Below are 15887 nucleotides of genomic sequence, written 5' to 3'. Positions count from 1 at the left end.
AAGGGCCTGGATCAGTGATCGCCAAACTCGTACTTGGCCTGCACATAGATGGCACGCCCGTAGGCGTTGTACAGGTAATTGTTGTACGGCTGGCCGCTGGTGCCGGCGAAGCTGAAGCGCTGGTTGTCCGGCATCTTGTTGAACACGTTGTTGACCATCAGCGACAGGGTCAGGTTGTCCAACGCACGGTAGTTCACGCTCAGGTTGTAAGTGGTGTAGGAGCCCCACTTGCCTGCCTTGTAGCCGGAGCTGTGGACGTAGTCGTAGCCATTGCCCACGTACGCCATGTAGTTCGGCGTCTTGCCAATGTAGTTGGCGTACAGGGTGGTGGTCCACTTGTCCTTGGCCCAGCCGACCGAACCATCGGCGCGCACCTTGGCGTACGAGTCGTACACCCACATCGCGTACGGGTCACGCAGCAGGTCCAGGAACTCATCGCCCGGCTGCGGCTGCAGTTCGCGCTTGAGCATGTCGGTGTAGTTGCCCGAGAACTGAAGCGAACCGAAGCGGCCCATGTCGTGCACGTACTTGAAGCTGGCGGTCAGCGCTTCCAGGTTCTGGCGGGCGACGTTCATCTTCGGGGTATAGATCTCGTCCAGCACGCCGGACGCATCGCGGGTGATCCAGTCGTTGACGTTCTGGCAGCTGGCCGAGGTGTTGTTGGCCTGGCCGCCACGGCAGTAGTACTCAGCCAGCAGCAGCTGGTCGGAGCTGAGCGTATCGACCTCGTTCTTGATCTTCCAGTTGTAGTAGTCCACCGACAGCGACAGGTTGTTGATCGGTGCCCACACAACACCTGCATTCCAGACGTCGGCGGTGATCGGTTCCAGGTCCGGATTGCCGGCGCGGGTGCCGAACACCGAGACGCTGTCATACGGGCAACCGGTGGTGTTGGCCGGGTCGTAGCCCAACTGGCCGCAGCGGTAGTAGTCGGTGGAGCCGTTGGCGTAGTAGCCGCTACGGCCCTGGAACGCGTCGGACAGCGTTGGAGCGCGGAACGCCGTACCGTACTTGCCGCGGAACAGCAGGCTTTCGATCGGACGGAACTCGACGCCGATGCTGTAGGTGGACTTGTCGACGGTATTGCTGCCGATCTTGAAGGCGTCGTAGCGACCGGAACCGGTCACCGTCAGCATGTCATGCAGGGGCAGGCGCAGTTCGCCGGTCACCGCATAGTTGCTGCGGTGGCCAGCACCGGAGACCGCCGTGGTGCCCCAGACGCTGCCATCCATCAGGCCCGGATCGGGGCTGTAGTCCCAGCCTTCGCTTCCACCTTCAACGACCACGGCCAGGCCGGCGTCGCCGCCGGGCAGCTTGAACAGTGAACCATTGGTGACCTGTGCACGGGCCAGGTTCTGCCAGGTGCGGCTCTGGCTGTAGCTGTAGCCGGTGAAGGTCTGGAAGTCACCGGCCGGCAGCGGCGCGTAGAACGCTTCCCAGTTCGGGCTGTAGATGTCGTAGCCGGTGCTGGTGGTTCCCAGCACCGGGCCGAGCACGCGCTGTTCGAAGTAATCGTTGATCGGGTCATTCCAGCGCACGAAGTTGCGCTCGGTCAGCTTGTACTCGCCGCGGGTGAAGCTGAGGCTGTAGTCCCAGTTGCCGGCCGTGCCGCGGCCGCCCAGCGTCACCTGATAGGCCTTGTTGCGGTCGGTGTTCATGATGTCGCGGTAGCCGGCGCCGCCGATGTCTTCCGGGGCGAACACGCGCTGCAGGTTCATGTACTGGCCGCTGGCCTGGTCGTAGAAGCGGCCCCAACCGGAAGAGGTGCCCCACCAGGTGTAGCCGGAACCCGTCGCGTACTTGACCTCTTCCAGGCTGTACAGCGCATCGCCGAACAGCTGAAAATTGTCATTCACGTCGAAGGTGGCAGAGCTGTAGATCTGCGCGCTTTCCTTGCCGTTCTTGATGGTCTTGTAGCCGGTGCCATAGGTCGAGCCGCATGCCTGGCCGGTGGGCCGGGTGCCGAGCACGGTGGTGCCATCGAACTGCCCGGCGACGTTGGCGCACAGGTTCGGATCCATCATGGCGTAGGCGTTGTTGGCCGCCGGCAGCAGCACCAGGAAATCGTTGGAGACGTACTGCGGGCTGTAGCCGTCGGGATTGTTGACCTTGGTCAGATCGCGTTGGTAGCCCCAGATCGGGCTGGTCTTTTCGTACTGCACGTTGACCAGCGCGTGGAAGCGGTCATCGACACCATTGAAGCCGCGGGCGCCGCTGAAGCGGAAGCTGTTGCCGCCGCCTTCGCTGTAGGCGCCGCCACGGACGTTGAGGACGCCACCATCCATGCGTTCCTTGAGGATGATGTTGACCACGCCAGCGATCGCATCGGAGCCATACAGTGAGGACTGGCCGCCCGGCAGGATCTCGATGCGCTCGACGATGTCGATCGGAATGCCGCTGATGTTGTTGAACGTATCGCCGCCGTTGTACAGCGCCGGATATGAAAGCATCGGGCGGCCGTTGATGAGGTACTTGGTGTAGCCCGGGCTGAGGCCGAACATGCCGGCGGCTTCGGCGCCCTGGGTGAACGAGGCCGAGGTCTGGCCACCCTGCAGGCCGCCAGTGGACAGCGAGGACTGCTGCAGGACATCGGCAACGCTGGTGAAGCCGCGGGTCTGGATGTCCTCTGCGGTCACGGTCAGGACCGGCGTGTGGTTCTCGATCTCGGTCTGCGGAATCAGCGAACCGGTGACCGTCACGCGGTCAAGCTGGGTCGGTGCATTGCCGCTTTGCGCCAGGGCCGTGCCGGAGGCGAGCAGTGTGCCGAGCAGGGCGAGCGTCAGTGGGTGGCGCGAGAGTGTGGAACGATGGCGAGACATGGAAAATCCCCGTAGTTAGCGATGTCTTGGCTACCGGCTTCCGTGTCGGCTTAACGATCTGTTCAGTTGCATTCCATTCAGCCGGACCGTAACACGCACTTAACGCAGGGAACACACGATCGTCATTTCGTCAATCGGGCTTTTGCCTGAAAAATGGCGATATATCAATGACTAACGCCAATTGTTTTGGCGTGTTTCAAAAGATGGCGATATGAAGGGCATTCTTTCGTAGTGCATTTGCTGCTTCTGCATCAATGCTTTACCGAAGGCTTCCTGGAACCAAAAAAAAGGCCCCGCCGAAGCGGGGCCTGGTCCAGACACGAAATCCGGAAAACGACGGGATCAGAAGTTGTACTTGACCTGGGCCGAGATCTGGCGGCCGTAGACGCTGTAGAAGCCGTCATTGAACGGGGTCGATTCGTTGCCCGGGTAGTTGTAGCGCTGGCCTTCCGGCAGCTTGTTGAACACGTTGTTGACCATCAGCGACAGGACCAGATCTTCCTGTGCCTGGTAGTTCATGCTCAGGTTGTACGTGGTGTACGAACCCCACTTGCCGGCCTTGGCGCCGGAGGAGTGGACGTAGCCGTAGCTGCGGCCGGTGTAGGCCAGGTAGTTCGGGGTGCTGCCGACGTAGTTGGCGTACACGGTGGTGGTGAACTTGGCGATGTTCCAGGCCACCGACAGATCGCCGCGGACCTTGGCGAAGTTGTCGTAGTACCACATGTTGTACGGATCGCTCAGCAGATCCAGCTTGGCGGCACCCGGCATCGGCTGCACTTCACGCTTCAGCATGTTGGTGTAGTTGCCGGAGAACATCAGCGAGCCGAAGCGGCCGATATCCTGCTGGTACTTGGCCGCCACGGTCACCGCTTCCAGGTTCTGGCTGGCAACGTTGAGCTTCGGCGTGTACACGCGGGTCAGGTTGCCACCGGCATCGCGGGACACCCAGTTGGTCACGTCACCGCAGCTGGCCGAGGTGTTGTTCGGCAGGCCGTTGTGGCACTGGTACTCGGCCAGCAGCAGCTGGTCGCTGCTGAGGGTCTTGACCTCGTTCTTGATCTTCCAGTTGTAGTAGTCGGCCGACAGCGAGAAGTTGCTGACCGGGGCCCATACCACGCCTGCGCTCCAGACGTCGGCGGTGATCGGCTTCAGGTCCGGGTTGCCGGACTTTTCGCTGTACACCGAGGTGTTCTTGTAGAACGAGCAGGCCTCGTCACGCAGGCCGTAGCCCAGCTGGCTGCAGCGGTAGTAGTCGTTCTGGCCGGACGAGTACGAACCGCTCATGCCCTGGAAGGCATCGGACAGGGTCGGCGCGCGGAAGGCGGTACCGTACTTGCCGCGCAGCAGCAGGCTCTCGATCGGACGGAATTCCAGACCGATGCTGTAGGTGGCCTTGTCGACGGTCTTGTCGGCGATCTTGAAGGCGTCATAGCGGCCCGACGCGCTGACGGTCAGCTTGTCGTGCAGCGGCATGCGCAGCTCGCTGGTGACCGCGTAGTTGCTGCGGTGGCCGGCACCGGCGACGGCGGTGGTGCCCCATACGTTGCCCTTGACGAACGCCTGGTCCGGCGAGTAGTCCCAACCTTCGCTGCCACCTTCCAGCACGACGGCCAGGCCGGCGTCACCGCCCGGCAGGCTGAACAGCGAGCCGTTGGTCACCTGCACGCGGCCCAGGTTCTGCCAGGTCTTGCTGCGATGGGTACCGTAGCCGGTGAAGCTGGCGAACTGGTCCGGAGTGATCGGCGAGTAGAAGGCCGCGTAGTCCGGGTTGTAGATGCCGAAGCCGCCAGCCGAGGTGCCCAGGCGCGGGCCCAGCACGGTCTGGCCGAAGAAATCTTCGATCTTGTCCTTCCAGCGCACGAAGCGGTTCTGGTCCAGGCGGTACTCACCACGGGTGAAGCTGGCGCTGTAGTCCCAGTCGCCGGCCATGCCCTTGCCGCCCAGGGTGACCTGGTAGGCACGGCTTTCGTCGGAGTTCATGATGTTGTTGTAGTGGCCCGGGCCGATTTCTTCCGGCGCGAAGGCGCGCTGCAGGTTCACGACCTTGCCCAGGCCCTGGTCGTAGAAGCCGCCCATGACCGACTTGGTGCCCCACCACAGGGCGCTGGAGCCGGAGGTGAACTCGGTCTTTTCCTTGCTGTACAGCACATCGGCGAACAGCTGGAAGTTGTCGTTCACGTCGAAGGTCATCGACGAGTAGAACTGGCCGCTGTTCTTGCCGTTCTTCAGGGTCTTGTAGCCGGCGCTGTACACCGAACCGCAGGACTCGCCCGACTGGCGCTGGCCGACCACGGTGGTGCCGTCATACAGCCCAGCGACGTTCGCGCAACGGCTCGGGTCCATCATCAGCAGCTTGTTGTCAGCGTTGGTGATGACGGCGAAGTCGTTCGACGGAACCTGGGCGGTGTAGCCGACCGGGTTGTTCTGGCGGGTGATGTCGCGCTGGTAGCCCCAGATCGGGCTGCCGTTCTCGATCTGCACGTTGAACAGTGCATGGAAGCGGTCGTCGAAGGCGTTGATGCCCTTGGCGGCGCTGAAGCGGATGTTGCTGCCACCGCCTTCGGTGTAGGTGCCGCCACGGAGGGTCATGGTGCCGCCGTCCATGCGCTCCTTCAGGATGATGTTGACCACACCGGCGATTGCGTCCGAGCCGTACAGCGAGGACTGGCCGCCCGGCAGCACTTCGATGCGCTCGACGATGTCGATCGGAATGCCGCTGATGTTGTTGAAGGTTTCGCTGCCGTTGTACAGCGCCGGATACGAGAGCATCGGGCGGCCGTTGATCAGGTACTTGGTGTAGCCCGGGTTCAGGCCGAACATGCCGGCAGCTTCGGCGCCCTGGGTGAACGAACCCGAGGTCTGGCCACCCTGCAGGCCGCCGGTGGTCAGCGACGACTGCTGCAGCACTTCAGCAACACTGCTGAAGCCGCGGGTCTGGATGTCTTGGGCGGTGATGGACATCACCGGGGTCTGGGTTTCAACCTGGGTCTGCGGGATCAGCGAACCGGTGACGGTGATCTTGTCCAGGTTGGTCGCCTTGTCCTGGGCCATTGCCGGGGCGGCGGCCATCAGAGCGGAAATCAGGGCGACGGCGAGCGTGTTGCGACGTGCGGTGTTGCTTACGTAGTTCATGTAGTTCCATTGGAGAGCAAAAACAAAAACGGCACTGCGCATGCGCCATCGCGCGGGCTGGAAATGCCAGCTCCGCAGCCCAAAACAGTGCGGGTCGAACGTAACATGAACTTAACAATCTGTGCACGAATCTGTAGCAATCCTGAATTTCAGTCAGGTTACGTCCAGCTTGTATGATGCTCGGTTATTCCCCCTGACCCCGCCGGTGCTCGTTGTGAACAGTTCTCCCCGCCGTCCCCATGCAAGCCAGGTCCAGAAGGGACTTACGCCGCATGCCCGCATCCGCAACGTGATCGCGGTTGGTTCGGGCAAGGGCGGCGTCGGCAAGTCGACCACTGCGGTCAATCTGGCCGTGGCCCTGCAACAGCTCGGCGCACGCGTGGGCGTGCTTGATGCGGACATCTACGGGCCGAGCGTGCCGGCAATGCTGGGCCTGTCCGGTCGCCCGGAAAGCCCGGACAACAAGAGCATCGAGCCGCTGCGTGCGTTCGGCGTGGACACCATGTCGATCGGCTACCTGATCGAAGAGGACACGCCGATGATCTGGCGTGGCCCGATGGCCACCTCGGCGATGACGCAGCTGTTCAACGATACCCTGTGGGACGACCTGGATTTCCTGCTGATCGACCTGCCGCCGGGCACCGGTGACATCCAGCTGACCCTGACCCAGAAGATCCCGCTGGCCGGCGCGGTGATCGTCACCACCCCGCAGGACATCGCCACGCTGGATGCGAAGAAGGCGCTGAAGATGTTCGAGAAGGTCGAGGTGCCGGTGCTCGGCATCGTCGAGAACATGGCGGTGCATACCTGCAGCAGCTGCGGGCATGTCGAGCACCTGTTCGGCGAGGGCGGCGGCGAGCGCATGGCCGCGCAGTACGGCGTGCCGTTGCTGGGTTCGTTGCCGCTGCAGATCGGCATCCGCGAGCAGGGCGATTCCGGTACCCCGATCACCGTGGCCCAGCCGGATTCGGTCCCGGCCCAGGCCTACCGCCATGCCGCCCAGCGCCTGATCGAGGAGGTTGGCAAGCGTCCGCGTGCCTCGATCCCGATCCTGTCGTCGCTGCTGTAAGTGCCAGGGCAGGGGCCGCCGGCGACGCCCGGCCCCCTGCTAGAATCCTCGCGCCCCCTCGTACCCCAGGACAAAGCATGAGCATCAAGAGTGACCGTTGGATCCGCCGCATGTCCGAGCAGCACGGCATGATCGAGCCGTTCGAGGCCGGGCAGGTCAAGCAGGCCAACGGCGAGCGCATCGTCAGCTATGGCACCTCCAGCTACGGCTACGACGTGCGCTGCTCGCGCGAATTCAAGGTGTTCACCAACATCAACTCGACCATCGTCGATCCCAAGCACTTCGATCCGGGCAGCTTCGTGGATATCGTCGGCGATGAATGCATCATCCCGCCCAACAGCTTCGCGTTGGCGCGCACCGTGGAGTACTTCCGCATCCCGCGCGACACCCTGGTGGTGTGCCTGGGCAAGAGCACCTACGCGCGCTGCGGCATCATCGTCAACGTGACCCCGCTGGAGCCGGAGTGGGAAGGCCACGTCACCCTGGAATTCAGCAACACCACGCCGCTGCCGGCACGCATCTACGCCAATGAAGGCGTGGCGCAGATGCTGTTCTTCCAGGCGGCCGCCGATGACATCTGCGAGACGTCGTACCGCGATCGTGGTGGCAAGTACCAGGGCCAGACCGGCGTGACCCTGCCGCGGACCTGAGCGGCGCGCCATCGCATGACGAAAACGCCGGGCATGCCCGGCGTTTTCATGGGTGCGGCCACACGCTGCGATCGCCGGGCATGGCCCGGCGCCAGCTTATTTCCCGCGACCGAACAGCATCGCGATGCCCACGCCCACCAGTGCCACCGGCCACCAGGTCAACAGCAGCTTGGACAGGTTCAGGTGCGTCCAGCCGAGGTTGCTGGCGAGCATGAACAGGCCGATCAGGATCAGCAGGACGGCGGCAACGAGGTTGAATCGCATCGGGTCGGCAAACGCTCAGGACTGGGCTGGATATCCTAGCCGTTCCTTCCAGTAGGCGACATGCTGGTCCAGCGCACCCGGCTCGTAGCGGTGCGCGGGGCCACTGCCCCAGACCGGGCCCGGCCACGCGGGGTCGCCGTCATGGCGGCCGATCACATGGAAGTGCAGCTGGCGCACGATGTTGCCCAGCGCCCCGATGTTGATCTTTTCCACCCCGTCGGCGCCCTTCAGGGCCTTGCAGGCGCGGTTGAGCTCGGTGCGCAGCTTGTCCTGCTGCTCGCCGTCCAGCTCGATCCACTCGGTCACCCCGGCCAGGCGCGGTACCAGCACCAGCCAGGGGAATCGTTCGTCGTTCATCAGCCGCACTTGCGACAACGGTCCTTCCGCCACCAGCACGCTATCGGTGGCCAGGCGTGAATCGAGTTCGAATTCGCTCATCCAAGATGCTCCGAGAAGAAGTCCAGGGTGCGTTGCAGCGCCAGGGTGGCGCTGTCTGGATCATACGCATGTCCGACCTCCCGGTTGAAGGCGTGGTCGGCCGGATAGACGAAGGTGGCCATCTGCGGCAGCTTCTCGCGATGGGCCTGCACGGCGTCCGGCGGAATGCTCTTGTCCTGGGCACCGAAGTGGAAGATCACCGGGGCCTTGGGTGTCTCATCCAGGAACTGGACGTTGCGCGCACCGTAGTAGCTGACCGAGGGCAGGCCCAGGCGCAGGGCCGACAGCATCGCCACCGTGCCGCCCCAGCAGTAGCCCACCGTGCCGACCTTGCCGTAGGGGGCCAGCCGGGTCGCTGCGGCACGGACCACCTCCAGCGCCTTCTCCATGCCCAGTGCAGTCACCCGTTCCAGGCCCTGCTTCACGCCGTCGGCGTCATAGGGCAGGGCATCCGGATCGGCTTCTGTGCCGTCGATCAGGTCGAAAAAGGACGGCGCCAGCACCGCATAGCCTTCGGCCGCGAAGCGCTCGGCCACGCCGCGGATGTGGGGGTTGGCGCCGAAAATTTCCTGCACCACCACCAGCCCGCCACGCGGGGTGCCCTCCGGCAGGGCGTGCCAGGCCCGTACCGGGCCGTGATGCGTATCCAGGGTGATCCACTCGGCCATCGTTTCCATCTCGTTGCGGGGAACAGAACGGCATTGTCGGCGCTGCGTGGGTTAGCGCGGTGTCAGCGGCTGTGCGTGATCGGGCGGCTGGCCATTCAGAGCGCGGCCGCCAACCCCGGTATACTGGCGCCCTTTCAGGCCCCGGCCCCCAGGAACCCCTGCCACGACGGCAGGGGCCCAGGCCCCCAGAGTCCCGCGATTCCATGTCCCAGCTGAACCCCAAAGTCGGCTTCGTCAGCCTTGGCTGCCCGAAGGCCCTTGTCGATTCCGAACGCATCCTTACCCAGCTCCGCTCGGAAGGCTACGACATCGTGCCGTCCTACGATTCGGCCGACGTGGTGGTGGTCAACACCTGCGGCTTCATCGATTCGGCGGTGACCGAGTCGCTGGACGCGATCGGTGAGGCGATGAACCAGAACGGCAAGGTCATCGTCACCGGCTGCCTGGGCAAGCGCCCGGAGCAGATCCGCGAGGCGTACCCCAACGTGCTGGCGGTGTCCGGCCCGCAGGACTACCAGAGCGTGATGGAAGCGGTGCACGAAGCGCTGCCGCCCAAGCACGATCCGTTCGTGGACCTGGTGCCCGACTACGGTATCAAGCTGACCCCGCGTCACTATGCCTACCTGAAGATTTCCGAGGGCTGCAACCACAAGTGCAGCTTCTGCATCATTCCGTCGATGCGCGGCAAGCTGGTCTCGCGCCCGGTCGATGAGGTGCTGCGCGAGGCCGAACGCCTGGTGCGTGGCGGCGTGCGCGAATTGCTGGTGGTGTCGCAGGACACCTCGGCCTACGGCGTGGACGTGAAATACGCCGAGAAGATGTGGCGCAACAAGGCCTACCAGACCCGCCTGAAGGCGCTGTGCGAAGGCCTGTCCGAGCTGGATGCGTGGGTGCGCATGCACTACGTCTACCCGTACCCGCACGTGGACGAGGTGGTGCCGCTGATGGCCGAAAACCGCATCCTGCCGTACCTGGACATCCCGTTCCAGCATGCCAGCCCGCGCATCCTGCGCCTGATGAAGCGCCCCGGCGCGGTCGAGAAGACCCTGGAGCGCGTGCAGAACTGGCGCCGTATCGCGCCGGACATCACCGTGCGTTCGACCTTCATCGTCGGCTTCCCCGGCGAGACCGAGGCCGAATTTGAAGAGCTGCTGTCGTTCCTCGACGAAGCGCAGCTGGACCGCGTCGGCGCGTTCGCCTATTCGCCGGTCGAGGGTGCCACGGCCAACGACCTGCCCGATGCGGTTCCGGAGGAAGTGAAGCAGGAGCGCCTGGCCCGTTTCATGGAAAAGCAGGCGCAGATTTCCGCTGCGCGCCTGGAGGCCAAGATCGGCACCGTGCAGCAGTGCCTGGTCGACGCCATCGAAGGCGATATCGCGGTGGCCCGTTCCAAGGCCGATGCCCCGGAGATCGATGGCCTGGTGCACATCCAGAATGCCGACCAGGTGCCGTTGCGCGTGGGTGAGTTCGTCGACGTGGACATCACCGAGAGCGACGAGCACGACCTGTACGGTGACGCGCTGCCGGCCGCCACCCGCCCGGCATTCGATCTCAAGATGCTGTGACCGCGGCGACGACCGCCGCCGGTGACGGGGGCGGCCTCCGCCGCTTCGTACCGCCGCCGCGTGCGGCGGTCGATCCACAGGTGTTCGGGCACCCGGTGTTTGCCGGATTGCGCGACGTTCGTGATCTGTTGGAAGGCCCGGAGTGGCCGTCCATTGCAGCGCTCGAGGCACGCCTCGCGCTGCCCGGCAAGCAGCTGGTCGAGCAGGATGCCAGGCTGCTGGCCGACGGCCTGCACTACGAAGCCCGCATCGCACAGGGCCGCATCGCCACCCGCGCCGACAACTGGCATGACCTGTTCAACGCACTGGTGTGGGCCCACTACCCGCAGCTCAAGCAGGCGCTCAATGCGCAGCAGTGCCGGCATATCGAGGCGATGCCGCCGGGTCAGCGCAACCGCGCGCAGGCGGCACTGACCCAGTTCGACGAAACCGGCGTGATCGTGCGTGTGCGCGATCACACGCTGCTGGCTGCCTGGGATGTGCACGACTGGTGTGCGCTGTTCGAATCGAGACACTGGCTGAGCGGCGACATCGCCATCGCTGCGGTATTCGGGCACGCGCTGATGGAGCAGGCGCTGCTGCCGGGCCGCCGGCTGGTGGGCAAGTGCGTGGTGGTGCACGGCAGAGCCGATGTCACCTGCGTTGACGCAGTGACCGCGGCCATCGCCGAAGGCAGGGCAGTGACCGATCCCCTGCAGTTGCGTCCGCTGCCGTTGGCTGGAGTTCCGGGCTGGCACGAGAGACGGGACGCCGACTTCTATGCAGATGCCGAGTACTTCCGCCCGTTGCGTGCCGGCCGCCAGTATCCGCCGCCGTTGCACGGGGCTATGTAGAGTCGACTGTCAGTCGACTGCTCTTCGTTCCGAGGCCGTGAACGCCTGACAGATGGCTTCGGCGAGTCATCAACCGCGATTGAGGATCGCGGTGCGTTTGCCGTCCGGCTGCGGAGGTTTGTGCCGCGCTTCGCGCGGTAGTCGACTGACAGTCGACTCTACAACGGCTCGTATTCCACCCCGATTACCGCAAAGGTGAACTGGCCGCCGGGCAGCTCCACCGAGAATTCATCATCCAGCCGCTTCTTCAGCAGTGCACGTGCCAGCGGCGAATCGATGCTGATCCAACCCAGGCCGGCGTCGGTCTCATCCGGGCCGACAATGCGATAGCGGCTGGTGTCGCCACTGTCCACGTTCTCCAGTTCCACCCACGCACCAAAGAACACCGCCTGCGGATCGGTCGGCGTGGTGTCGACCACGCGCAGCGATTCCAGCCGCTTGGTCAGGTAGCGCACGCGGCGGTCGATTTCACCCAGCTGCTTCTTGCGGTAGGTGTACTCGGCATTCTCGGAGCGGTCACCTTCCGCTGCAGCAGCGGCCAGCGCCTTCACCACCTCGGGGCGGCGCACACGCCACAGCTCAGCCAGTTCGGCCTTCAACCGGGCGTGGCCGGAGGCGGTGATCAGGGCGGTACTCTTTTCTGCAGGGGGACGCCAACGCGACATGTGGTGCAACTTCTTTTCAGGGGAACGATGGGGCCAGGTCCTTTCCACAGGAAAGGCCTCCGACCCCGGGAGGGCAGGTCAGCGCTTGCCGCCGAAGATGCCACCCAGCAGGCCGCGAACGATCTGGTTGCCCAGCTTGGTGCCGACGGTACGCGTGGTCTGCTTGGCCATGGTCTCGATCATGCCCTGGCGGCGCTTGGTGCCGAAGATCGCATCCTTGATCGCCTGGCCGAAACCGCCTTCCTGCGCTTCGTCCTGCTCGCGGCTGCGGGCGGCGGGAGCCTGCGCCTGCTCGACGGTTTTCTGCGCACGCTGGGCCAGCAGCTCGGCGGCCGATTCGCGATTGATCGCGGTGTCGTAGCGGCTGCCGACCGGGCTGCCGGCACGCACCTGGGCGCGCTCGGCCTCGGTGATCGGCCCCATCCGGCAGCGCGGCGGTGCGATCATCGTCTGCTGCACCGGCATCGGCACGCCCTTGTCCTGCAGCGTGGAGACCAGTGCTTCGCCGGTGCCGAGCTGACTGAGCACCTTGGCCACGTCCAGCTTCGGATTCGGCACGAAGGTCTCGGCAGCGGTCTTCACCGCCTTCTGGTCGCGCGGTGTGAACGCACGCAGTGCGTGCTGCACGCGGTTGCCGAGCTGGCCGAGGATGTTGCCCGGTACGTCGTCCGGGAACTGCGAGCAGAAATACACGCCCACGCCCTTGGAGCGGATCAGGCGCACCACCTGCTCGATGCGCTGCACCAGCGAGGCCGGTGCGTCGTCGAACAGCAGGTGGGCCTCGTCGAAGATGAAGACCAGCTTCGGCTTGTCCAGGTCGCCCACCTCCGGCAGCTGCTCGAACAGCTCCGACAGCAGCCACAGCAGGAAGGTGGAATACAACTTGGGCTTGAGCACCAGCTGGTCGGCGGCGAGGATGCCGATCACGCCGCGGCCGTCGTGATTGACCCGCATGATGTCGGCCAGTTCCAAGGCCGGTTCGCCGAAGAAGTTCTCGCCGCCATCCTGTGCCAGGCGCAGCACCGAACGCTGGATGGCAGCGATGGACTGCGCGCTGACCAGGCCGTACTCGGTGGAGATGTCCTTGCGTTCTTCGGCAACCAGGCCGAGCAGGGCGCGCAGGTCATCCATGTCCAGCAGCAGCAGGCCGCGATCGTCGGCCAGCTTGAATACGATATCGAGCACCCCGGCCTGGGTGTCGTTCAACTCGAGGATGCGTGCCAGCAGGGTCGGGCCCATTTCGCTGACCGTAGTGCGCACCGGGTGGCCGAGCTTGCCGTACAGGTCCCAGAAAATGGTCGGGCTGGCGGCCGGCGCGTAGTCGGCCACGCCGATCTCGGCGGCGCGCTTGAGCAGGTTCTCGGCACCGGTGCCGGGCACGGCCAGGCCGGACACATCGCCCTTCACATCGGCCAGGAACACCGGCACGCCCAGCCGCGTGAAGCCCTCGGCCAGGGTCATCAAGGTCACGGTCTTGCCGGTACCGGTGGCGCCGGCCACCAGGCCGTGGCGGTTGCCGAGTTTCGGCAGCAGGGTGACGGCAATATCGTCGGTGATGCCTTTGCCGAGCAGAATCGGATCCATGGTCCAGCCCTTGTGGTGAATAGCCCAATGTTAACCGCCGGCGGTGACGGGCCGAAGGTCGGCTTGCCCGGACCTTGGCGGCGCCGCTACTCTGCCTGCCTGTTTCGCACACAGTGCCATCAATGCCCGTTCCTGTCCTGATTTCCCGCGGTTGGCCGCTGCTGGCCCTGGCCGGCCTGGTTTCCCTGGCGCCCGACGCCCATGCGCAGCGGGTTTCGGCCCGGGACAAGGTGAAGGTGGATGCGCTGCAGCAGCGCATGACCGCCGCCGAGAAGCGCTACAGCGATGCGCTGCTGCTGGTCGCCAATGCCGACCCCAAGGGCAGCAACGAGGCGGACGCCGCGCTGGAGGACATGGAAGATGTCCTCAACGACTGCGTGAAGCAGAAGGGCTGCCAGATGGGCACCCTGCTGGCCAGCTACAAGCGCCTGCTCAAGCATGATGCTGATGCCGCTGCCAGCGATGACGTGGCCGATGAAGGTGGTGACCGCCTGGAAGCCGACCCCGACCATATCGGCCCGCTTACCGCCGACGTGCCGGAGGCCGCGCGCGCTGCAGCGCTGCTCAACGACAAGCGACATGCCTTCGACACCATGGTCGAATACAACCCGGCGGTGCAGGCCGGCATCCGCCGCTGGCTGACCGACATGCGCCCGGCGCTGCTGACCAGCTACGAGAACTACCAGAACCTGCGCGCGGTGATGTGGCCGGAGTGGGAAAAGCGTGGTCTGCCGGAGGCGCTGCTGTTCGGCATCATGGCCAAGGAGTCCAACGGCCGTGTGCATGCCTCCTCGCGTGCCGGCGCCGCCGGGCTGATGCAGTTCATGCCGGCCACCGGCCGCCGCTTCGGCCTGGGCCCGGACGGCACCGGCTTCGACACGCGCTTTGACGCACGCAGCGCCGCCGAAGCCAGCGCCAGTTACCTCAACGAGCGCCTGCGCGAACTGAACAACAACGTGGAAATGTCGGTGGCCGCCTACAACGGTGGCGAAGGCCGCGCCGCGCGCGTGTTCAAGCAGAGCGGTGGCCAGAGTTTCTGGACCGACAGCGTCTACAACCAGTTCCCCGGTGAAACCAAGGATTACGTGCCGATGGTGATCGCCGCGGCCTGGATCTTCCTGCACCCGCAGCAGTACGGTGTGGAGCTGCCGAAGATCAGTGCGCAGCCGGCCACGCTGCGCCTGGCCAAGTCCACCACCATCTACGAACTGACCATCTGCCTGGGCAGCCACGGCACCCGTGATGGCTACATGCGCGCGCTGCGCAATCTCAATCCGCGCTATGAGGCCGATGGCTGGATTCCGGCCGGCACGCTGATCAACGCCACCACCCGCATTGCCGGCCTGTACCAGCGCAACTGCGTCAGTGGCCCGCGTGCCGACCTGGCCCGCACCCTGATCACCGCCGATCTGAACGCGGCGATCAAGCGCCCGACCGCCGCCAGCTACACCGGCAGCGTGGCCGTGGGCGGCGTGGTGCCGGTGGCCGACGCCGCGGCCTCCACCAGCGTGCCGACCACACCGGTCGCTCCGGTGGCCACGCCGCGCCCGGCGGCGCGCCCGAAGCCGGTGCGCAGCCACAAGGTGGGCCGGGGTGAAACCCTGGGCGCCATCGCGGCCAAGTTCCAGTGCGACGTGCCGACCCTGGCCCGTGCCAATGGCCTGAAGGCCCCGGCCTACAGCCTGCGCCACGGCCAGACGCTGAAGCTGCAGGGCTGCGACAAGTAATCCCCCCGACCCTGGAATCCGCATGGACCTCGAAGACACCCGCAACCTGTTCGCCAACCTCCGCGAAAACACCGACTGGGACATCACCGGCCCGTTGCTGTGGGGGTACTTCTTCGTGCACTCCACTGCCGAGCCGTTGCAGGCACTGGCGCAGCACCTGCAGGCGCAGGGTTACACCTTCGTGGAATTGTTCGAGCAGGATCCGGAAGAGGGCGACACGCCGTTCCACGTGCTGCATGTGGAGCGCGTGGAGATCCACGACGAAGCCTCGCTTGACCGCCGCAACCAGGAATTCGCAGCGCTGGCCGCGGAGAAGGGCGTGGAAGACTACGACGGCATGGACGTCGGCCCGGCCCCGGCCCTGCAGTAACGCGCGTACCGGTAGTGGCGGGCGCGGGGCGGCGCGGGGGGGGGGGGGGGGGGGGGGGCGGGGGGGGCCCGCCGCCGGCCCGAACGCACGCGCAGGGCGCCCG

The 15887-nt window shown here is 65.1% G+C and carries 13 protein-coding genes; 6 read left to right on the top strand and 7 right to left on the bottom strand.

The genetic code is table 11. The features are described 5' to 3' along the window. Positions 1-11: 11 nt before the first annotated feature. Positions 12-2819, bottom strand: a complete 2808-nt coding sequence (locus V3B25_RS10675) for a TonB-dependent receptor (RefSeq protein ID WP_049423807.1) — start codon at positions 2817-2819, stop codon at positions 12-14. A 342-nt stretch (positions 2820-3161) separates the two neighbouring features. After that, positions 3162-5951, bottom strand: coding sequence for a TonB-dependent receptor (locus V3B25_RS10670; RefSeq protein WP_329810647.1), 2790 nt, complete (start codon positions 5949-5951; stop codon positions 3162-3164). A 214-nt stretch (positions 5952-6165) separates the two neighbouring features. On the opposite strand from V3B25_RS10670, the gene apbC reads away from it, so the two are divergent. Continuing rightward, entirely contained in the window at positions 6166-7020 is an 855-nt protein-coding gene (gene apbC, locus V3B25_RS10665) for an iron-sulfur cluster carrier protein ApbC (protein WP_154264098.1), read from the top strand. A gap of 77 nt (positions 7021-7097) precedes the next feature. Beyond that, entirely contained in the window at positions 7098-7670 is a 573-nt protein-coding gene (gene dcd, locus V3B25_RS10660; RefSeq protein WP_010483020.1) for a dCTP deaminase, read from the top strand. 96 nt (positions 7671-7766) lie between these two features. Here the strand turns inward: dcd and V3B25_RS10655 are convergent, their stop codons facing one another. The 3 genes from V3B25_RS10655 to V3B25_RS10645 are packed head-to-tail and all read right to left on the bottom strand — an operon-like array spanning position 7767 to position 9040. After that, positions 7767-7934: a DUF5668 domain-containing protein gene (locus V3B25_RS10655; protein WP_005418011.1), complete on the bottom strand. Its 168-nt coding sequence runs from the start codon at positions 7932-7934 to the stop codon at positions 7767-7769. A gap of 15 nt (positions 7935-7949) precedes the next feature. Then, entirely contained in the window at positions 7950-8372 is a 423-nt protein-coding gene (locus V3B25_RS10650; protein ID WP_049398714.1) for an HIT family protein, read from the bottom strand. Next, positions 8369-9040 (bottom strand): dienelactone hydrolase family protein, encoded by a 672-nt coding sequence (locus tag V3B25_RS10645; protein WP_329810646.1) that lies wholly within the window; start codon positions 9038-9040, stop codon positions 8369-8371. The genes V3B25_RS10650 and V3B25_RS10645 overlap by 4 nt, the downstream gene beginning before the upstream one ends. A gap of 203 nt (positions 9041-9243) precedes the next feature. Here V3B25_RS10645 and rimO point away from each other — a divergent pair, with 203 nt between their 5' ends. Beyond that, a complete protein-coding gene (rimO, locus tag V3B25_RS10640; protein WP_125895847.1) occupies positions 9244-10605 on the top strand; it encodes a 30S ribosomal protein S12 methylthiotransferase RimO in 1362 nt (453 codons plus the stop codon). Further along, positions 10602-11438: a DUF3025 domain-containing protein gene (locus tag V3B25_RS10635; protein ID WP_329810645.1), complete on the top strand. Its 837-nt coding sequence runs from the start codon at positions 10602-10604 to the stop codon at positions 11436-11438. The genes rimO and V3B25_RS10635 overlap by 4 nt, the downstream gene beginning before the upstream one ends. Positions 11439-11596: 158 nt before the next feature. Here the strand turns inward: V3B25_RS10635 and greB are convergent, their stop codons facing one another. Further along, a complete protein-coding gene (gene greB / locus V3B25_RS10630; RefSeq protein WP_329810644.1) occupies positions 11597-12103 on the bottom strand; it encodes a transcription elongation factor GreB in 507 nt (168 codons plus the stop codon). 78 nt (positions 12104-12181) lie between these two features. Next, positions 12182-13687 (bottom strand): helicase HerA-like domain-containing protein, encoded by a 1506-nt coding sequence (locus V3B25_RS10625; RefSeq protein ID WP_329810643.1) that lies wholly within the window; start codon positions 13685-13687, stop codon positions 12182-12184. A gap of 122 nt (positions 13688-13809) precedes the next feature. Here V3B25_RS10625 and V3B25_RS10620 point away from each other — a divergent pair, with 122 nt between their 5' ends. Next, entirely contained in the window at positions 13810-15414 is a 1605-nt protein-coding gene (locus tag V3B25_RS10620) for a transglycosylase SLT domain-containing protein (RefSeq protein ID WP_071228772.1), read from the top strand. A gap of 22 nt (positions 15415-15436) precedes the next feature. Then, on the top strand, positions 15437-15784 hold the full coding sequence (locus V3B25_RS10615) for a ribonuclease E inhibitor RraB (RefSeq protein ID WP_329810642.1): 348 nt from the start codon (positions 15437-15439) through the stop codon (positions 15782-15784). Positions 15785-15887: the final 103 nt, after the last annotated feature.

The sequence above is a fragment of the Stenotrophomonas sp. SMYL8 genome (genome assembly GCF_036320065.1).
Lineage (GTDB): Bacteria > Pseudomonadota > Gammaproteobacteria > Xanthomonadales > Xanthomonadaceae > Stenotrophomonas > Stenotrophomonas maltophilia_A.
Note: the sequence above shows the minus strand (reverse complement) of the source record. Positions and strands in the feature narration are given on the sequence as shown.

Excerpts from the sequence above, each read along its gene's own strand:
- V3B25_RS10625 (WP_329810643.1), bottom strand. The coding sequence starts at position 13,687 with ATGGATCCGATTCTGCTCGGCAAAGGCATCACCGACGATATTGCCGTC.
- V3B25_RS10620 (WP_071228772.1), top strand. The coding sequence starts at position 13,810 with ATGCCCGTTCCTGTCCTGATTTCCCGCGGTTGGCCGCTGCTGGCCCTG.
- V3B25_RS10655 (WP_005418011.1), bottom strand. The coding sequence starts at position 7,934 with ATGCGATTCAACCTCGTTGCCGCCGTCCTGCTGATCCTGATCGGCCTG.
- greB (WP_329810644.1), bottom strand. The coding sequence starts at position 12,103 with ATGTCGCGTTGGCGTCCCCCTGCAGAAAAGAGTACCGCCCTGATCACC.
- V3B25_RS10650 (WP_049398714.1), bottom strand. The coding sequence starts at position 8,372 with ATGAGCGAATTCGAACTCGATTCACGCCTGGCCACCGATAGCGTGCTG.
- dcd (WP_010483020.1), top strand. The coding sequence starts at position 7,098 with ATGAGCATCAAGAGTGACCGTTGGATCCGCCGCATGTCCGAGCAGCAC.
- V3B25_RS10670 (WP_329810647.1), bottom strand. The coding sequence starts at position 5,951 with ATGAACTACGTAAGCAACACCGCACGTCGCAACACGCTCGCCGTCGCC.
- rimO (WP_125895847.1), top strand. The coding sequence starts at position 9,244 with ATGTCCCAGCTGAACCCCAAAGTCGGCTTCGTCAGCCTTGGCTGCCCG.
- V3B25_RS10675 (WP_049423807.1), bottom strand. The coding sequence starts at position 2,819 with ATGTCTCGCCATCGTTCCACACTCTCGCGCCACCCACTGACGCTCGCC.
- V3B25_RS10615 (WP_329810642.1), top strand. The coding sequence starts at position 15,437 with ATGGACCTCGAAGACACCCGCAACCTGTTCGCCAACCTCCGCGAAAAC.
- V3B25_RS10645 (WP_329810646.1), bottom strand. The coding sequence starts at position 9,040 with ATGGCCGAGTGGATCACCCTGGATACGCATCACGGCCCGGTACGGGCC.